Origin of the sequence: Sorangium aterium, assembly GCF_028368935.1 — a bacterium.
GTDB classification, from domain to species: Bacteria; Myxococcota_A; Polyangia; order Polyangiales; family Polyangiaceae; genus Sorangium; species Sorangium atrum.
In genome coordinates, this window is the sequence record NZ_JAQNDK010000004.1 from 1,280,862 (window position 1) to 1,296,280 (window position 15,419).

Consider the following 15,419-nt stretch of genomic DNA (forward strand, 5'->3'; position numbering starts at 1 on the left):
AGCCTTACTGGGTGAGCGTCTTCAGGTCGAGCATCTCCTCGACGTTCGGCAGCACCACGAGCTCGCAGCGCCGGTTGGCCTGCTTGTTCTCCGGGGTGTCGTTGGGCTTCACCGGGTCGGTGTCGCCGTAGCCGGAGGCGCTCCACCGCTCGGGCTTGAGGCCGCCGCCGCCCTTGTCCTCGGGCTGGAGCAGGAACGCCAGCACCTCGCGGGCGCGCATCACGCTGAGCCCCCAGTTGTCCTTGAAGCGGCCGCCGGCCAGCGGCGCGTTGTCCGTGTGCCCGGCGACCTGGAAGGAGCGCGCCGACAGGCCGGAGTCGTTGCGGATGACCTCGGCCACCTTGATCAGGATCTCCTGCCCCTCCTTCTTGAGCGTCTCCCGTCCCGAGTCGAAGAGGACGTCGCCGGGCAACTGGATGACCATCCGGTTGTTGCGGACGGTCACGCTGAGCCCCAGCTTGGTGAGGGCCTGGAGCTTGTCCCGCAGGACCTCGAAGCGCTTCTTGATGTCCTCGAGCTGCTGGGCACGGCGGCGGAAGTCCTCGAGCGCGCGCGCCTGCTGCTCGAGGTTCGCGTTCAGGTTGGAGATGTCCACGCCTGCCGTCTTGAGCTGGGACTTGAGCTGCTCGATGCGGGCGGCCGCCTCGTCGAGCTCGCTCTTGGCCTTCTTGTTCTGCGCCTGCTCGGCGCTCAGCTGGGTCTTCAGGCCCTCGATCTCGCGGACCTTCGCCTGCATCTCCTCCTCCGAGTAGCCGCACCCGAGCGCCCCCGAGCCCGCAAGGAGCGTTGCGCCAAGCAACAACCACGACGTCGAGCGACGAACCAACATACCTTTCCTCCTAGAGCAGCCTAGAGCAGCGCGGCGCTCGGCCATGAGGGGCGCCGCGCAGGCGGCGCGACCGTAGCGAGGCGAATGGCGCCGCACAAGGCTCTCTAGAGCCTGCGCAACGCTGGTGCTCCGTGCGACCATGAGCGCTCCGGCGCCGTTTGCCGCGCCGTGCAGGCGCACGATCGCCGGGGAGGAGCGCAAAGCGCCAAGACAGACATCCCGTCAACTGTCAACAAAAATCAGTCGTACGGTTCGGTCTGGTTGCTTTCATCAGGCCTGCTCCGACGTTTACCCTCGCAACGCTTGCGGACCAGTTTGCCTGGAACACACGGGATACATCGGTTTAGGGCCTGCAAGATTTTCCTTGACCATCACCATGCGTGGCAATATACGTCGTGCAACATCTGTTGCCTCGGTAAGGAAACTGTAGCGGAGAGGACGTTCGGCGATGTCCGCCGTGCCGTGCCGGGGCGAATGCAGGAGGATTTCCAATGGCTGCTAAGAAGACCGCGAAGAAGCCTGCGAAGAAGGTGACGAAGTCGGCCAAGAAGCCGGCCGCCGCGAAGGCCGGGAAGGTCGCGAAGAAGCCGGCGCGGAAGGCAGCGAAGAAGGCCGCCCCGAAGCGCGCCGCCGCCAAGAAGACCCCGAAGCGCGCCGCCGCCAAGAAGCCGGCCGCGAAGAAGGCCGCTCCGAAGCGCAAGGCGAAGGCCGCCGGCAAGCGGGCGGCTGCGCCGAAGAAGGCGGCCGCTCCTCGTGGACGCGCCGCCGCCAAGCGCGCGCCGGCCAAGGGCGCGAGCACCCGCGGCGCGCGCAAGAGCACGCCGGCTCCGGCTCCGGCGAGCACCGGCCCGTCCGACGAGTCGGAATAAGGCGACACGGGAGCGCCTCGGGTCTTCCAACAGAACGAGGCGCAGCGTGCCGGCCCGCCGGTTGTGACGAGATAATTCGTCTAATAAGACGCTCGGGGGTGAGGACGCCGCAGATCCGGGCACGCGGGTCCAGGCCGGAGGCGCGCGCGGGTGGACGACATCCTCGCGGCGGCGCCGCCGCCTGCGGCCGCGGTGGCCGGCATCGACGTGCGGCGCGCCGCCCCTGTTCGCCGGGGTGCCGGAGCAGCGGGTGATGCGCGGTTGTCCCGCTCGGTGACGGCGGACTGCGGGGGGCTTCCAGGAGCTGCGAGCGGCGCTCGTGCCCTCGGTGCGCCGGGGATGCGGCGGCGCGGCCCGCGAGGGGCGCTCAGGTGCGCTCGCCGAGGTAGAGCCGGAGAGCGCGCGCGGCGCCCTTGCGATCGAACGGGACGCCGGCGAGGTCCTCGCGCTTCGAGATCTGCTCGAACAGCTTCATCAGGAACTCGAAGAACGCCTCGCACTCGCGGATGGCGGCGTCGAGCCGCTGCGGATCGAGGAGGTCGCTCTCCTCGAGCGCCGTCATCGCGGAGACGAACGCGTCGACGTGGGGATAGTCGCCCACCCGGAGCAGCGGGTAGCCCATCGCCCGGAAATACGAGAGGAACTCGCGCACGAACGCGAAGCTCGCGATGCCGGTCCACCGATCGGGCGCCGGGCCGGTGTTGCGCGCCTTGCTCGCGAACGCACGGGCGATCTGGGCGAACATCCACACGTCGCGTCGGAGGCGATCGCTCGTCGCGCGCCGCGCGGCCTGATCGTCGAAGACGCGGCCCTCCTCCAGCTTCGCGCCGAGCGACCTGCCGAGGAACAGGATCGCGTTCTGCAGGGCGGGGCGGAGGCCGTGCGAGACGGCGCGGAGGCGGACCCGGTACTCGGACTCGCTCACCAGCGCGTCCGCGGGCGGGAGGTCGTGCTCGAAGGCGCGGCGCATCTCGAGCCGTAGGTTCGCGGCGAGCCCGGTCAGCGCGGCCTTCGTGGAGAGCAGGCGGTGCCCCTCGGCGGCGAGCTCGTCGTGGCGCGCGACGATGTCGCTTGCGGGCACGCGCAGGAGATCGCGCTCGAAGCTGTCCGCGAGCAGCGCGCCCGCCCGGCGCCGGAGGTAGTTCGAGAGCGCCCGGGCGTCGCTGCGCAGGACCGCGAGCACGAGGTACCCGCGCCCCGCCACGCGGTGATCCGAGTGGTCGAGCGCGATGGCGTCGAGCAGGCGGAGGTACCTGAGCATCCTGAACAGCGCGAGGAACGTGAGCGCCACGAGCCGGTGCGCCTGCTCGCCGGGCACGCGGTGGATCAGCTCGAGCACCTGCGTCGACGGGATGCGATCGAACTCCGGGCGAAACTCGAGCGCGTGGAGCGGGTTGAAGAACGTGCTCTGGGCGATCTCGCGCATCGCCGTCGCGAGGTGGGCGTAGAAGAGCCTGAAGTTGACCCTCGGCAGCCGGAGCAGCCCGCCCGCGACCTCGATGAGGTTCGTGAAGCCGTGCCGGAGCACGAAGAGGCTCGACTCCGGCGACTCCTGCGCCATCGTCGCGTGGAGCAGGCGCGTGCGCGCCGTGTCCTCCGGGAGCACCGTCTCCAGGTAGCGCTGGAAGACGAACGCGCGATCGCGATCGCCGAGCATGGTGCGCGTCAGCTGGACCACGCGCGCCATGCCGTCGCGGGCGTGCTGGAGGTGCTCGCGGAAATCGTGGCTGACGATCGTCTGGCGCCGCGCGGCGCCCGGGTGGTTCCGCGGGTTCGCGAAGCAGGCGACGCCCTTCAGGAGGATCTCGAGCTCGAAGAGCGTCTCGTCCTTCTTGTCGGCCGCGAGGCGCGCGAACCACGCCTCGCGCGCTTGCTGCTGCTCGCGCCTCAGGCCGCGCGTGTCGCGGAGCAGCTCGGCGTAGGCGTTGCGGCCGGGGTGGCCCGAGCCGCGCAGGATCCCCGAAGCGTCGCTCGACACTGACGTGCTCCTCGCCGGCGGCGCGCTGCTAGTAGTTGCGCCGCTTGAAGTCGAAGGGGTAGGTCAGCACGGTCTCCTTGCCGCTCGGCGAGCGCGCCCAGGTGATCGACTTCGCGAGCTCCTCCATGCAGGACTCGACCTGCGGCGCGGTCACGTCGCTCTTGTCGCGCACGATGCTCGCCTCCTCGAAGGTCCCGTCGGGCTTCAGCTTGAGCTGCCACGTGATCCTGCCCTGCGCGCCCGGGTGCTTGCGGGCGTACAGATCGAAGCAGCAGCGGAAGCCGTCGCGCCTCGCCTTGATCGCGTCGACGAGCGGTTGCAGGCGATCGCTCGATCCCGCGTCCGCGGAGGTCGTCGCGTTGTTCATCACGACCCCGCCGTCCGGCGGCTCGTTCGTGATCTCGGAGGCGATGACCTTGCAGTCCTCGACGGTCTCAGGGGCCTTCTTGCGGCTCGCAGGCCGGTCCGGCTGCGCGGGCGCGGTGGCACCCGGGTCCGCGGCGCCAGGGGCCGTGGCGCCAGGGTCCGCGGCGCCAGGGGACGCCGGCTGCGAGGCAGGCGGCGGCGAAGGCGAAGCGTTGAGCGACGCGCTGTCAGGCGGTGAAGGCGGCGGCGCGGTGCCGCTCGAGCAGGCCGCGAACAGGGCCGCGGCGAGGAGGACTCCGGTGAACACGGCGCTGGCAGTGGCGCAGGGACGCATGGCGCGCATACTAAACGGTTCGGCCGAGCGGAGGCGAGGCGCCTTGCGTTTTTCTCGCCTCGCGCCGGCAACCTGAGCTCTCCTCGACGGCCGTCTTGAAGATCCCGCTGTGCTTTATCGCGGCCGCCGCCGTCGCCGTCCTCGCCCCGGCAGGCTGCGATCCCATCGCGGAGCCGCGGCTGTGCGGCCAGATCCCGCAGGGAGGGTGCCCGGTCGGCCGGGGGGGCACCTGCGGCGATGCCGCGTGTCGTGCGCTCTACGACTGCCTCGAGGGGGCCTGGACGGAGGTCGCGCGCTGCGATTCCCCCGAGGCGCCCGCCGGGGACGGGGATGCGGGCGTGGGTGGCGGCCCCGGCGCGTGCGAGGTCGTGACGCTCGATCGCAGCGGTGAGGCCGCGGGCTGCACGCCCGCCCTGCAGCAGCCGGACTGCCCGGCGGCAGCCGCAGAGAACTGCGTGGATACCGCGTGCTGGACCGGCTGCATCGACTTCTTCCTCTGCACCGAGGAGGGGTGGCGAGCGATCGCCTACTGCGACGAGCAGGGGCGAGTGACCGTGACGCCGTGAACGATCAGCCGGTCGGCGCCCGGGGCTGCTCGGAGGTGAACGGTCGGCTCGTCTGCGCTTGCCTTCGGCGCCGAGGAGAGACCCACGGGGGAACCGTCAGCCAGCCCTGAGGAAGGGGCTCCACTCGTCGAACGAATGCGGCAAGCCGATCAGGATCTGCATCGTCGCCGACCACCGCGGCGGCAGAGGCTGGCGGATGAGCCGCATGCTCGCCTCGTCCGGCGTGCGCCAGCCCTTGCGGAGGTTGCACGTGCGGCACGCGGTCACGAGGTTCTCCCAGGTGTCCTCGCCGCCGCGCGACCGGGGGAGCACGTGGTCGATGTTGAGATCGCGAACGGGCGGGCGGCGCGCACAGTACTGGCACTGGTGCGTGTCGCGGAGCATCACGTTCTTCCGCGTCAGCCGGATCGTCGGGCGCCGCATGCGGTCGTACCGGCGGAGGTGGAGGACGCGCGGCACGCGGAGCGAGCCGCCGACCACGGGGAGGCCATCGTCCTTGTCGCGCACCGGCAAGCTTCGCCACGCCGAAAAATCGTGGAGATCGCCGACCTCGTCGACGGCGAGGGCGGCCCCGCCGAAGAGCAGCAGGAATGCGCGACGCGCCGTCGTGATCTGCACAGGTTGGAAGAAGCGGTTCACCACGAGGACCGGGAGATCGAGCGGCTCGGTCGTCCTACGCTCGTAGCGGAACCCCGAAAAACCGTCGCCGAGATCGAGCTCCTCGTGAGGAGAGCCCCCCGGGACTGTAGCTACCCCGTCCGGCACGCTGGGCAGTGTAGCAACGAAAGCTCCGGTGAACATCCAGTGCTGCACGGCAGCGTTTCTGCTGGATCTCTGCCGTTGCCGCGCGGCGCGGCCCCCTGCGCCGTCAGGGCATCGCCTCGAACCCCCCCGCGCCCGCCCCGTCGACGCTCGGGCTGCGCGAGGCCATGACGCCGGAGCCCGGACGTCACGGGCCGGGCGTGCCGCGCTCGACGCTCCGCGCGGATCGCTTTCGATCGGGCGCCGTATTCGCTAAGACGCGTCCATGTCGAGGGACGGTCGTCTCCTGGGTCGAGCCGCCGTGATGGGGAAGCAGGTCGGATGACGGAGCAGCGCGAAGGGGTGGGGCCCGAGCGGGCGACCGGCGCGGAGCCCCCTGCCGGCTCGCCCTGGGATGATCCGATCGAGAGCGCGCCGCTCGTGTTCCTCGATCTCGAGATGACGGGCCTCCGCCCCGAGAGCGATCGCGTGATCGAGGTCTGCGCCGAGCGGACGCGGGGGGACGCGTGCGAGGACGCGATCACGTCGCTCGTGCGCCCCGAGCCGGGCGTGTTCGGCAACGCGCACGTGCACGGCATCGATCCGCGGGAGCTCGCGGGCGCGCCCACGTTCGCCGAGCTCTGCGATCGCATCGACCAGGTCACGGAGGGCGCGGTGCTCATCGCGCACGCGGCCGCATGGGACGTGGCGTTCCTCGAGGCCGAGCTCGCGCGGGCGGGCAGGGCGAGGCGCCTCCCGTACTACCTCGACACGCTCGTCCTCTCCCGCCGGGCCTTCGCCCTGCCGAGCCACAGCCTCGCCTCCCTCTGCAGGGAGCTCGGCGTGCACCGCGAGCGCGCTCACCGCGCCGAAGACGACGTCCACGCCCTGCGCTCCGTGTTCCGCAAGGTCGTGGAGGTCCTCGCGCCGCGGACGCCGCGCGACCTGTGGCACGTCCGGATCGGCGAGCGCCACGCTCGCCCGGCGCTGGTGGCAGCGGCGGTGCGCGCGGCCGAGCATGCCGCCACCGTGCGCGTGCGGTACCGTCCGGCGCGCCGGGGGCCGGAGGAGCTCGTCGTGCGCATAACGGGGGTGCGAACGGACCTCGACCCACCCCGGGTTCTCGGCTATCTGCTCCCGTCGCGCAGCCGTCGCGAGCTACGGGCCGATCGCATCCTGGCGATCGAGCCGATTTCGCCGGGAGAGCTCGGGCCGGACGGTGTGCCGCAAAGGGCCTGAGATCCACGTGCGAATCCATTCGAACCGAAACCCGCCGACGAGAAGCTCCCTCGCTGTCCGCCTCGGCGGCCTCCTGACCGCGACCTTCCTCGCCTCGTGCTCGAGCATGATCGGCCCGGAGTCCGCCCGCCCGCCGGCGGCCGAGAAATGGCTCGCCCGCGCTCGACAGGAGTTCCAGTCCGCCGACGTCGAGAACGCGCGCGATGCGGTCTCGAGGGCGCTGACGATCGTCCCGACCGACACCGAGGCCCGGCTTCTCGCGGGGCGCATCGCGCTGGCCCGGCTCGACTACGCCGAGGCGCTGCGCCTCCTCAAGGGCGTCGCCGGCTCCGAGGCCGCGGGGCTCCGCGGGCGCGCGCTCTGGTACAAGGGCGATCTCGACGCCGCCGCCGACGAGCTCGAGGCGATGCTCGACGATCCCGATGTCGTCGATGAGTGGGCGAAGTCGATCGCCAAGCTGGCGAGGCGCGGCGCGGGGCGCGCGCCGTTCACCGTCTCGGGCGCGCTCCTCGCGGCGATCGAGATGCAGCACGTCAGCGCTGCGGCCCCGTTCTTCGTCGTCCCGCTCGAGATTGACGGCGAGTCGGCGCTCGCGATGGTGTCGACCGGCACGGGCGAGGTGGTCCTCGACAGCAGCACGCGCAAGGAGCCGAGCTGGGTCTCCCTCCGCTTCGGCAAGAAGCTCGAGATCAACGACGTGCCCGCCCTCACGCAGGACCTCTCGGGCGTCTCGAAGCAGATCGGCGCGCCGGTCAAGGCGCTGCTCGGGGTGAACCTGCTCCGGCGCCTCAACGCGACCATCGATTACAGCGGCTGGCAGTTCGTCGTGCGCAGCTTCTCTCCGCCGGCGCCGCCCGACGCGACGCGCGTCGACGTCGCCTTCATCAAAGGTGGCGGCATGGTGCTGCGGAGCAGCCTCGGCCCCGACAAGTCGGTGCAGGGGCCGCTGCTCATCGACACGTCGATGACGTTCCCGATCGCGCTCGACAAGGAAGGCTGGAAGAAGGCCGGCTTCGAGGCCGATGGGTTGAAGCGGGTCGAGCAGGATCCGGAGCAGAAGCTGAAGCAGGGCGTCGTGCCGATGCTGCGGCTGGGCGCGCTGGAGATCCCCAAGGTCCCGGGCGTGTACGGGGCGCCGCTCCAGGCGGTCGAGAAGCAGCTCCAGCTCGATCTGGATGGGGTGATCGGCGCGGGGCTGCTCGCCTACTTCCGTGTCACCTTCGGCGACGGCGGTCGGCTCATGTGGATCGAGGACGACACCGCCGTGAACAAGGTGCTCCGGGGCAGCGCGCCGGCGCCCGTCAACGAAGGGCAGGCTCCCGCCGCGCCGCCAGCAGAGGGCGCCGGTCCAGCAGGCGCGCCCGGCTCACCTGCGCTCCAGGAGCCCGCGCTCCAGGCGCCGCTGCCCCCCCCCACGACCGCTCCGAAGTCGACTCCGCCTGCGGCCGCTCCGAAGTCGGCGCCGCCCGCGGGCGCTCCCAAGCGGACGCCGGACCAGTGAGCATCATGTCCAAGGATCTGTTGGCTGTTTACGCGGGGAGCTTCGATCCGATCACGTTCGGTCACCTCGACCTGATCCAGCGGGCGTCGAAGCTGTTCGGTGAGGTGATCATCGCCGTCGGCAGGCATCCGACGAAGCACCCGCTGTTCACGTACTCGGAGCGGCTGGAGCTGCTGCGCCAGACCACGAGCGAGGTGACGAACGCGCGGATCGATTCGTTCGAGGGGCTCCTCATCCAGTACTGCCAGCGCGTCGGCGCGCGGGTGATCGTCCGCGGCCTGCGCGCGGCGACCGACTTCGAGTACGAGCTGCAGATCGCCCACGCGAACGCGGACATGCTCCCCGGCGTCGATACCGTCTTCTTGCCGACGCGCACCCACTACGGCTTCGTCTCCGCGTCTCTCGTGCGCGAGATCGCGAGCCACGGCGGCGACGTCAGCCACTACGCGCCCGCCGCCGTCTGCGACGCGCTCCGGTCGAAGTTCGGCGCCGCGAAGACCTGACGCTCGCGCGCTCAGTAGGTGCCGAACGGGGTCGGCATCAGCAGGAGCACGAACAGGAGCAGCGTCACCACCGCGATCGCCTTGCGCGCTGGCGACAGCTCGCCGGGCTCCGTGGGAGGGTGCTCCCGCCCGCCGACGCGCAGCATCAGGTAGACGACGCCGAACCACGTGAGCCACGGCATCCCGTTCGCGACCGCGGAGCTGAGCGCGTCGGACAGCCCCTCCGCGATGAAGCGCCGCGTGAAATAGGCGACGTTGCCGACGAAGAGCGCGAGCATCAGGAAGTGCGCGGCGCGGCTGTAGCGGTCCTGCTGCTTGCCGAACAACGCGTAGGCGACGTGCCCTCCGTCGAGCTGACCCACGGGGAAGAGGTTGAACGCCGTGATGAGCAGCCCGGCCCAGCCCGCCATCGCCGTGGGGCCGAGGAAGACGTCATGGGTCTCCGGGATCGGGCCGACCGCGAGCCGCCTCAGCAGGAGATAGAGGAGGCTGCGCCCCTCCTGCAGCGCAGGTCCGGAGCTCGCGTGCACGTCCGAGCGCATGAGGCCCACGAAGAGGACCGGGAGCGCCACCGCGAGGCCGGCCAGCGGGCCGGAGGCGCCGATGTCGAGCAGCGCGTTCCGCGACTTGATCCTGCCCTTCATCGAGATCACCGCGCCCATCGTGCCGAGCGGGCTCACCACAGGGAGCGGGATGAAGTAGGGGAGCGACGCCTCGACCCCGTGCGCGCGCGCCGCGAAGTAGTGCCCGAACTCGTGCGCCAGCAGGATCGACAGGAACGGCACCGCGAACGGCCACGTCTGCGGCAGCGCCTTCACGAACGAGAGCGCGCTGTCGTCGTCCGGCGTGATCGGAGCCCAGAGGGTGCCGGCGACGAACACCGAGATGACCGTCACGCAGAAGAGCGCGAGGTTCTTCTTCCATCGCAGCGGGGGCGGGGGCGAAGCGGCTGCTGCGCTCGGCTCTGCGGAGCTCGGCGCCGCGGGGGCCAGCTCGGCGTCGAGGTCGAGCGTGCTCGGGGTGGAGGATCGACGGTCGTCGGTCATGCGCCGCCTAGCGTGGCCGCCTCCTCGTCGCCGCTCAAGCGATCCACGCGCGCCTGCGTTCAGGGCGGGCAGCTCGCAGCGCCCTCGGAGCGCAAGCCGCGCTGCTGGCCGGCGGCGCGGCCCTGCCGTGGCGGCGTGATGCTCGCCTGGCCCCGGAACCCTCGACCACGCCCGCGCAGGCACGACGAGGTCTGCGCGCACACGATGACTTTGCGCGTCATCCCCCTGCGCCACGGTCTTCCCGTGGCGCCGGCCCGGTCGCTGGAAGCGGTCGCGGCCGGAGCTCTGTGCTGCCGCGGAGCGCGCGATGCGGCCGCCCGATGGTACGGGCGCGAACCTCTCCTGGCTGCGCACCGGCTGGCCAGCGCTGTCTTCTGCGCCGCCGTCGCGTCCGTGTGCCCTCCGTGCCCTTCGGCAGGCGCGACTGCGCTACGATCGATCCCATGCCTCCCGCTCGCGTCGCCGCTGAAGCGCTCGTGGGCAAGCTCCTCTGCGACAAGTACCGCGTCGTGCAGCTGCTCGGCAGCGGCGGGGTCGGGCACGTCTACCTCGCGGAGCGCGTCGGCAGGCCGCGTGAGGCCGCGACGTCGCGCGTCGCGCTCAAGGTCCTCCGGGCAGAGCTCCGCGACGATCCGCTGCTCGTCGCGCGGTTCGAGCGAGAGGCCGGCGCGGCGTCGCGCGTCCGTCATCCCAACGTCCTCTGTGTCGATGCGCTCGAGCGCGCCGGCGACGCGCCGTGCTTCGCGATGGAGCTGCTCGTCGGGCTCGATCTCGCCGACACGCTGACGTTCACCCGAGCGCTCGTCCCGTCTCGCGCGGTCCGGATCGCCGCCGACCTCGCCTCGGGCGTCGATGCCGTGCACCGCGCCGGCGTGATTCACCGCGACGTGAAGCCGGAGAACGTGTTCCTCGTGCACGCGGCCGACGGGCGCGAGATCGTCAAGCTGCTCGACTTCGGCTTCTCGTGCATCCAGAGCCAGGGCGACGAAGGCGCGCCGCTCCCCCGGGTCGTGGGGACGCCAGAGTACATGGCGCCCGAGCAGGCGCAGGGCGCGCCGGCGGCGCCCGCCGCCGACGTCTACTCCCTGGGCATCGTGCTCTACGAGATGCTCGCGGGACGTGTCCCCTTTCAGGGCCCGTACCCGGCCATCGCAGAGAAGCACGGGCGCGAGCCGCCGCCGCCGCTGCACCGGGTCCACCCCGGGCTGCTCATCTCGCGCGAGCTCGACGCCGTCGTGCGCAAGGCGCTCGTGAAGGACCCCCGCGGCCGGTTCGCCTCGATGGCGGAGCTACGGCAGGCGCTGCTCGCGACGCCCGAGGCCCGCGTCGGGACGTCGTCCGCGGTTCCGCCCGACGCCGGCGCGCCGCCGCCCCCCGGCGTCGGGCACTGGGGCACCAAACCGTGAAGCCCGCTCGCTCCGGAGGCTTCCGTCGCCCTCCCTGCGCCTCGGCTTTGCTCTCACGGCGAAGCCCTGCTAGACGGCCGTTACCATCTCTTGTTCCGGGCGACAGCCGGATCCGCTCGTCAGGCCGACGCTGGCCGCGGCGAGCGACCCGGCTCGGTTCGGAGGTCCGCGGGCGCGGGCCTCGTCTGCGCGGGTCGGTTCTCCAGCGAGTACTGGGATCCCAGAATCGCGCGCCAGTCGTCCTCCACTCCCTCCAGGCTCTGCCTGGTGCTTTCTCGGTTGCTGACTATGGGTCGCGCGACCCCATCACCTGATAACGGTACAGCGGCGTTTCAAGACGCCGAACTCCCGATGTACGAGAGCCGCAGCGCCTCCGGGCCACGCGCTGGGCCCGAGGGCGACCTCATGCCGACGGACACAGGCGCCCTCGACGAAGATCCGTTCCGCGTCGAGCTCGTCGACGAAGACATCCCTACCCCGCGCCGCTACCAGGTCGTCTTCGACGAGGCGCGGATCGATCCGGATGTCCAGAAAGTCGTGCGACGCCTCGTGCGCCACGGCTTTCAAGCCTACCTGGTAGGCGGCTGTGTGCGGGATCTGCTGCTCGATCGGCGCCCGAAGGACTTCGACGTCGCCACCAGCGCGCGGCCGGAGGAGGTCCGCGAGCTGTTCCGCAACTCGCGCATCATCGGCCGGCGGTTTCGCCTGGTGCACGTCCTCTTCCAGGGCGGGAAGGTCATCGAGGTGGCGACCTTCCGCCGCAACCCGAAAGAGGACTCCGACGACGGGAGCGAGCTGCTCATCCGCAGCGACAACGCGTTCGGCGTCGCGCACGAGGACGCGCTCCGCCGCGACTTCCGGATCAACGCGCTCTTCTACGACGTCGAGGCGCGGCAGATCCTCGACTGGGTCGGCGGCATGGAGGACGTGCGCCGCCAGGTGGTCCACACGATCGGCGATCCGGAGACGCGCTTCCGCGAGGATCCGATCCGCATCCTGCGCGCGCTCAAGTTCGCGGGTCGGCTGGGCTTCGGGATCACCCCCGACGTCTACGATGCGGTCGTCTACTGCCGGGACGCGCTCGCGCTCGCGGCGCGCCCGCGCCTCTCGGAGGAGATCCTGCGCCTGCTGCGCGGCGGCCAGGCGCGCCGCACCATCTACCTCGCGTGGGAGACCGGGGTGCTCGACGTCCTCCTGCCGGAGGTCTCGGCGCTGCTCTACGACGATCGCGGCGATGACGGCCCCGGGCAGCGCCTCTGGCGCGTGCTCGACTACGTCGACCGGCGCACCGCGGCGGATCGGCCGCTCGACGACACGGTCCTCTGGACGCTCTTGCTCCTCGAGCCGATGAAGGAGGCCTGCGACGGCGTCCGCGACCGCGCGGCGGCGGTCGCCGATTTCCTCGAGCCCCTCATCGATCGGCTGGCCATCTCTCGCCGTTACGCCGACGGCATGCGGCGCATCGTCGCCGTCCTGCCGAGGCTCGCGGGCGGTCGCGCTGGCCGCTTCGCGCGGACGGACATCTTCCAGCCTGCCCTCGACGTGCTGGCCGCCGAGCTCACCGCGCGCGGAGAGTCGACGGAAGCGATCGACAGGCTGCGCTCCGCCCCGCACCCGCGGCGCCAGCACGCCGACGCCGCGCAGTTCCGGCGCTGACCGGTGATAAACGTCGCCGACGTCGCCGACGTCGGCGGCGCGATCGGAGGCGGCCGTCGGGCAAGTAGCTGACGGTAGCTGACGGCGAAGGACCCGCCGCCGTGGAACATCACAGGGGTTTCTGGTTTCATAAGAGGCCCCTGATGTCCTCTCCGGTCGCACGCCTGCGCTCTGCTGCTCCGCCGGCTGTCCCCGTGTCCAGGCGCCGGTTCGGCGGCTCGGCGCGCGGCCTGCTCGTGTTCGCGCTCGCCTGCGCCGTATCGCGGCTCGCCGATGCGCAGGCGTCGCTCCTGCACGAGTTCATCGCGCCGGATCCCGCGGAGGACGTCTCGCTCGCCACGACGACGCTCGACGGCGGGCTCCCCGCGGCGATCCAGACGCCGAGCGGCCTGGCAACGGCGCCCGATCCGCAGCGCCCGCCGTCGAACCAGCAGCAGGTCTACAGCAACGTCGGCTCCGACGCCGGCCCCGACGCGTCCTACGAGCCGGATCGAGATACCCGCCGGCCGAACGTCGAGCGCTACGACGATCCGTTCTCTCCAGCGACCGCGCCGTTCAAGCGGCTGCAAGCGTATGACGCCGTGAGGGCGGACTACTCGCTCGTCGTCCGAGATCGGAGCCTGAAGACCGTCAAGGCGGACGGCGCCGTCTCGGCGGGCGACGAGGCGTTCTACGGGGACATCGCGGTCGATCTCGTGCCCAACGAGCCGGTCCGGATCCCGACGGTGGGACCGGACACGCGCCTCGTGCGGATGCACGTGAACCCCGATACCCCGGTCGTGGTCCTGCGTGACGGCGCCGACAACTGGTTCGTGCGCAGCGCGAAGAGCGCGCGCGTCCGGCTCATCGTGCAGCTCGCCATCGCCCGCGCGACCTTCGGCAGCGAGTTCGCCGACGTCAGCTGGAGCAAGCTCGAGCCCTTCCGCGCGCCCCAGGAGGCCTCCCACGAGGCGGCGTTCAGGCAGGTCGCGCAGGCGATCGGCATCTCGTCTGCGATGCGGCCGCGCGACGTCGTACAGAAGATGGTCGAGTACTTCCGGTCGTTCGCCCCGTCGGACGACCCGCCCAAGGGGAACGGCGACATCTACCTGGATCTCGCGCTCTCGCGAAAAGGCGTCTGCCGCCACCGCGCCTTCGCGTTCCTCGTCACCGCCCTGCACATCGGGATCCCCGCGCGGATGGTCGTCAACGAGGCGCACGCCTGGGTCGAGGTCTTCGATGGCTCGCTCTGGCACCGCATCGACCTCGGGGGGGCCGCCCTCAACATGGACCAGGAGGTCGATCCGAGCCGCCCGCCCCATAGCCCGCCGCCGGATCCCTACAGCTGGCCGGAGCAGCGCGACTCGGGCCAGGATCTCGCCGACCGCACGCGCGCCGAGCAGACGCAGCAGGGGCCCGCTGGCCCGGGGGCCGGGAGCAGCGGCGCCGCCGTGCCGCCGCCGCCTCCTGCGCCCACGCCCACGCCCACGAGCGACGCGGCCGGGCGCGCGGCGGAGAGCACCGACGTCGTCGTGACCGCGCTGGACAAGGACATCCGCCGCGGCTTTCCCCTCCACCTCCAGGGACAGGTCAGCAGCGCCGGGGCGCCGTGCGGGCATGTCCGCGTCGACGTGGTCCTGACGGGGACCGCGGCGCCGCAGGGCGTGACGGTCGGCTCGCTGTCGACCGACGACCGAGGGCGGTACGACGGGGCCGTCGTCATCCCTGGCGATTTCGCGCTCGGCGAGTACGACCTCGCGGTCGCGACGCCGGGCGACGTCCGCTGCAAGGCCGGCCGCACGGAAGCTGCCGCCCCGTGAGCGACGCGCCGGCATGCGCCCTCTCGCCCCCGCGCGTCGCGGTGGGCGCTGTCGTCATCGATCGCCGGCCCGATGCGCCTGACGCGCCGCGCGTGCTCGTCGTCAAGCGCGCTCGTCCTCCCCTCGCGGGCTCCTGGTCGCTCCCGGGTGGGCGCGTGGAGCCCGGAGAGCGGCTCGCGGACGCCGTTGCCCGCGAGATCCGCGAAGAGACGGGCCTCGACGTCCGCGTCGGCCCCCTCGTGGAGGTCGTGGAGATCGTGGCGACTCCCTATCATTACGTGATCCTCGATTATCTGTGCGAGTCGATCGGAGGCGCCCTCTCTCCAGGAGACGACGCCTCCGAGGCGGCCCTCGTGCCCATCCCCGAGCTTCCGGCCTACGGCCTCACCGACGTCGCGCTCCGCGTGATCCACAAGGCGCTGGCGATGGCGGCCGCCGGCTGAACAGCGCGATCCAGGGAGCGCCCGACTTGGCGCGGCCGTGGCGGAGGTGGGATGTCGCAGAAAGAGCGACTCTCCATGTCGAACTTCCAGCGTTGGACAGCGGCGACGTTATTTTGCTGCCCTGTCGCTCACGACAATCGTCG

At 71.4% G+C, this 15,419-nt stretch carries 14 protein-coding genes; 9 read left to right on the forward strand and 5 right to left on the reverse strand.

Annotated elements, in window-relative coordinates:
• Nucleotides 1–4 precede the first annotated feature (4 nt).
• The gene (locus tag POL72_RS36275; protein WP_272101387.1) at nt 5–829 is read right to left on the reverse strand and encodes an OmpA/MotB family protein; all 825 of its coding nucleotides are present in this window, start codon (nt 827–829) and stop codon (nt 5–7) included.
• 491 nt (nt 830–1,320) lie between these two features.
• Between POL72_RS36275 and POL72_RS36280 the strand changes: the two genes are divergently transcribed.
• Nucleotides 1,321–1,698: a hypothetical protein gene (locus POL72_RS36280; protein WP_012234342.1), complete on the forward strand. Its 378-nt coding sequence runs from the start codon at nt 1,321–1,323 to the stop codon at nt 1,696–1,698.
• Between the two features lie 367 nt (nt 1,699–2,065).
• Here POL72_RS36280 and POL72_RS36285 read toward each other — a convergent pair whose 3' ends face one another.
• On the reverse strand, nt 2,066–3,676 hold the full coding sequence (locus POL72_RS36285; RefSeq protein WP_272101388.1) for a hypothetical protein: 1,611 nt from the start codon (nt 3,674–3,676) through the stop codon (nt 2,066–2,068).
• Between the two features lie 28 nt (nt 3,677–3,704).
• Nucleotides 3,705–4,376 (reverse strand): AgmX/PglI C-terminal domain-containing protein, encoded by a 672-nt coding sequence (locus tag POL72_RS36290; RefSeq protein WP_272101389.1) that lies wholly within the window; start codon nt 4,374–4,376, stop codon nt 3,705–3,707.
• A gap of 95 nt (nt 4,377–4,471) precedes the next feature.
• Between POL72_RS36290 and POL72_RS36295 the strand changes: the two genes are divergently transcribed.
• Entirely contained in the window at nt 4,472–4,942 is a 471-nt protein-coding gene (locus POL72_RS36295) for a hypothetical protein (protein ID WP_272101390.1), read from the forward strand.
• A gap of 96 nt (nt 4,943–5,038) precedes the next feature.
• Here the strand turns inward: POL72_RS36295 and POL72_RS36300 are convergent, their stop codons facing one another.
• Nucleotides 5,039–5,743, reverse strand: coding sequence for an HNH endonuclease (locus POL72_RS36300; RefSeq protein ID WP_272101391.1), 705 nt, complete (start codon nt 5,741–5,743; stop codon nt 5,039–5,041).
• Nucleotides 5,744–6,025: 282 nt separating this feature from the next.
• Between POL72_RS36300 and POL72_RS36305 the strand changes: the two genes are divergently transcribed.
• The 3 genes from POL72_RS36305 (at nt 6,026) to coaD (ending at nt 8,926) form a co-directional block, all read left to right on the forward strand.
• The gene (locus tag POL72_RS36305) at nt 6,026–6,922 is read left to right on the forward strand and encodes a 3'-5' exonuclease (protein WP_272101392.1); all 897 of its coding nucleotides are present in this window, start codon (nt 6,026–6,028) and stop codon (nt 6,920–6,922) included.
• A 106-nt stretch (nt 6,923–7,028) separates the two neighbouring features.
• A complete protein-coding gene (locus POL72_RS36310; protein WP_272101393.1) occupies nt 7,029–8,423 on the forward strand; it encodes a tetratricopeptide repeat protein in 1,395 nt (464 codons plus the stop codon).
• 5 nt (nt 8,424–8,428) lie between these two features.
• Nucleotides 8,429–8,926, forward strand: coding sequence for a pantetheine-phosphate adenylyltransferase (gene coaD / locus POL72_RS36315; protein WP_272101394.1), 498 nt, complete (start codon nt 8,429–8,431; stop codon nt 8,924–8,926).
• Nucleotides 8,927–8,937: 11 nt separating this feature from the next.
• On the opposite strand, the gene POL72_RS36320 is transcribed toward coaD, so the two are convergent.
• A complete protein-coding gene (locus POL72_RS36320; RefSeq protein WP_272101395.1) occupies nt 8,938–9,972 on the reverse strand; it encodes a site-2 protease family protein in 1,035 nt (344 codons plus the stop codon).
• A 443-nt stretch (nt 9,973–10,415) separates the two neighbouring features.
• Between POL72_RS36320 and POL72_RS36325 the strand changes: the two genes are divergently transcribed.
• From POL72_RS36325 to POL72_RS36340, 4 genes are all read left to right on the forward strand, one after another.
• Nucleotides 10,416–11,378 (forward strand): serine/threonine-protein kinase, encoded by a 963-nt coding sequence (locus POL72_RS36325; protein WP_272101396.1) that lies wholly within the window; start codon nt 10,416–10,418, stop codon nt 11,376–11,378.
• Nucleotides 11,379–11,783: 405 nt separating this feature from the next.
• Entirely contained in the window at nt 11,784–13,034 is a 1,251-nt protein-coding gene (gene pcnB / locus POL72_RS36330) for a polynucleotide adenylyltransferase PcnB (RefSeq protein WP_272101398.1), read from the forward strand.
• Between the two features lie 143 nt (nt 13,035–13,177).
• Nucleotides 13,178–14,833 carry a transglutaminase-like domain-containing protein gene (locus tag POL72_RS36335; RefSeq protein WP_272101399.1) on the forward strand — a complete coding sequence of 552 codons (1,656 nt, stop codon included), beginning with the start codon at nt 13,178–13,180 and terminating at the stop codon, nt 14,831–14,833.
• A complete protein-coding gene (locus POL72_RS36340) occupies nt 14,830–15,276 on the forward strand; it encodes an NUDIX hydrolase (protein WP_272101400.1) in 447 nt (148 codons plus the stop codon). The genes POL72_RS36335 and POL72_RS36340 overlap by 4 nt, the downstream gene beginning before the upstream one ends.
• The last annotated feature ends 143 nt before the right edge of the window (nt 15,277–15,419 follow it).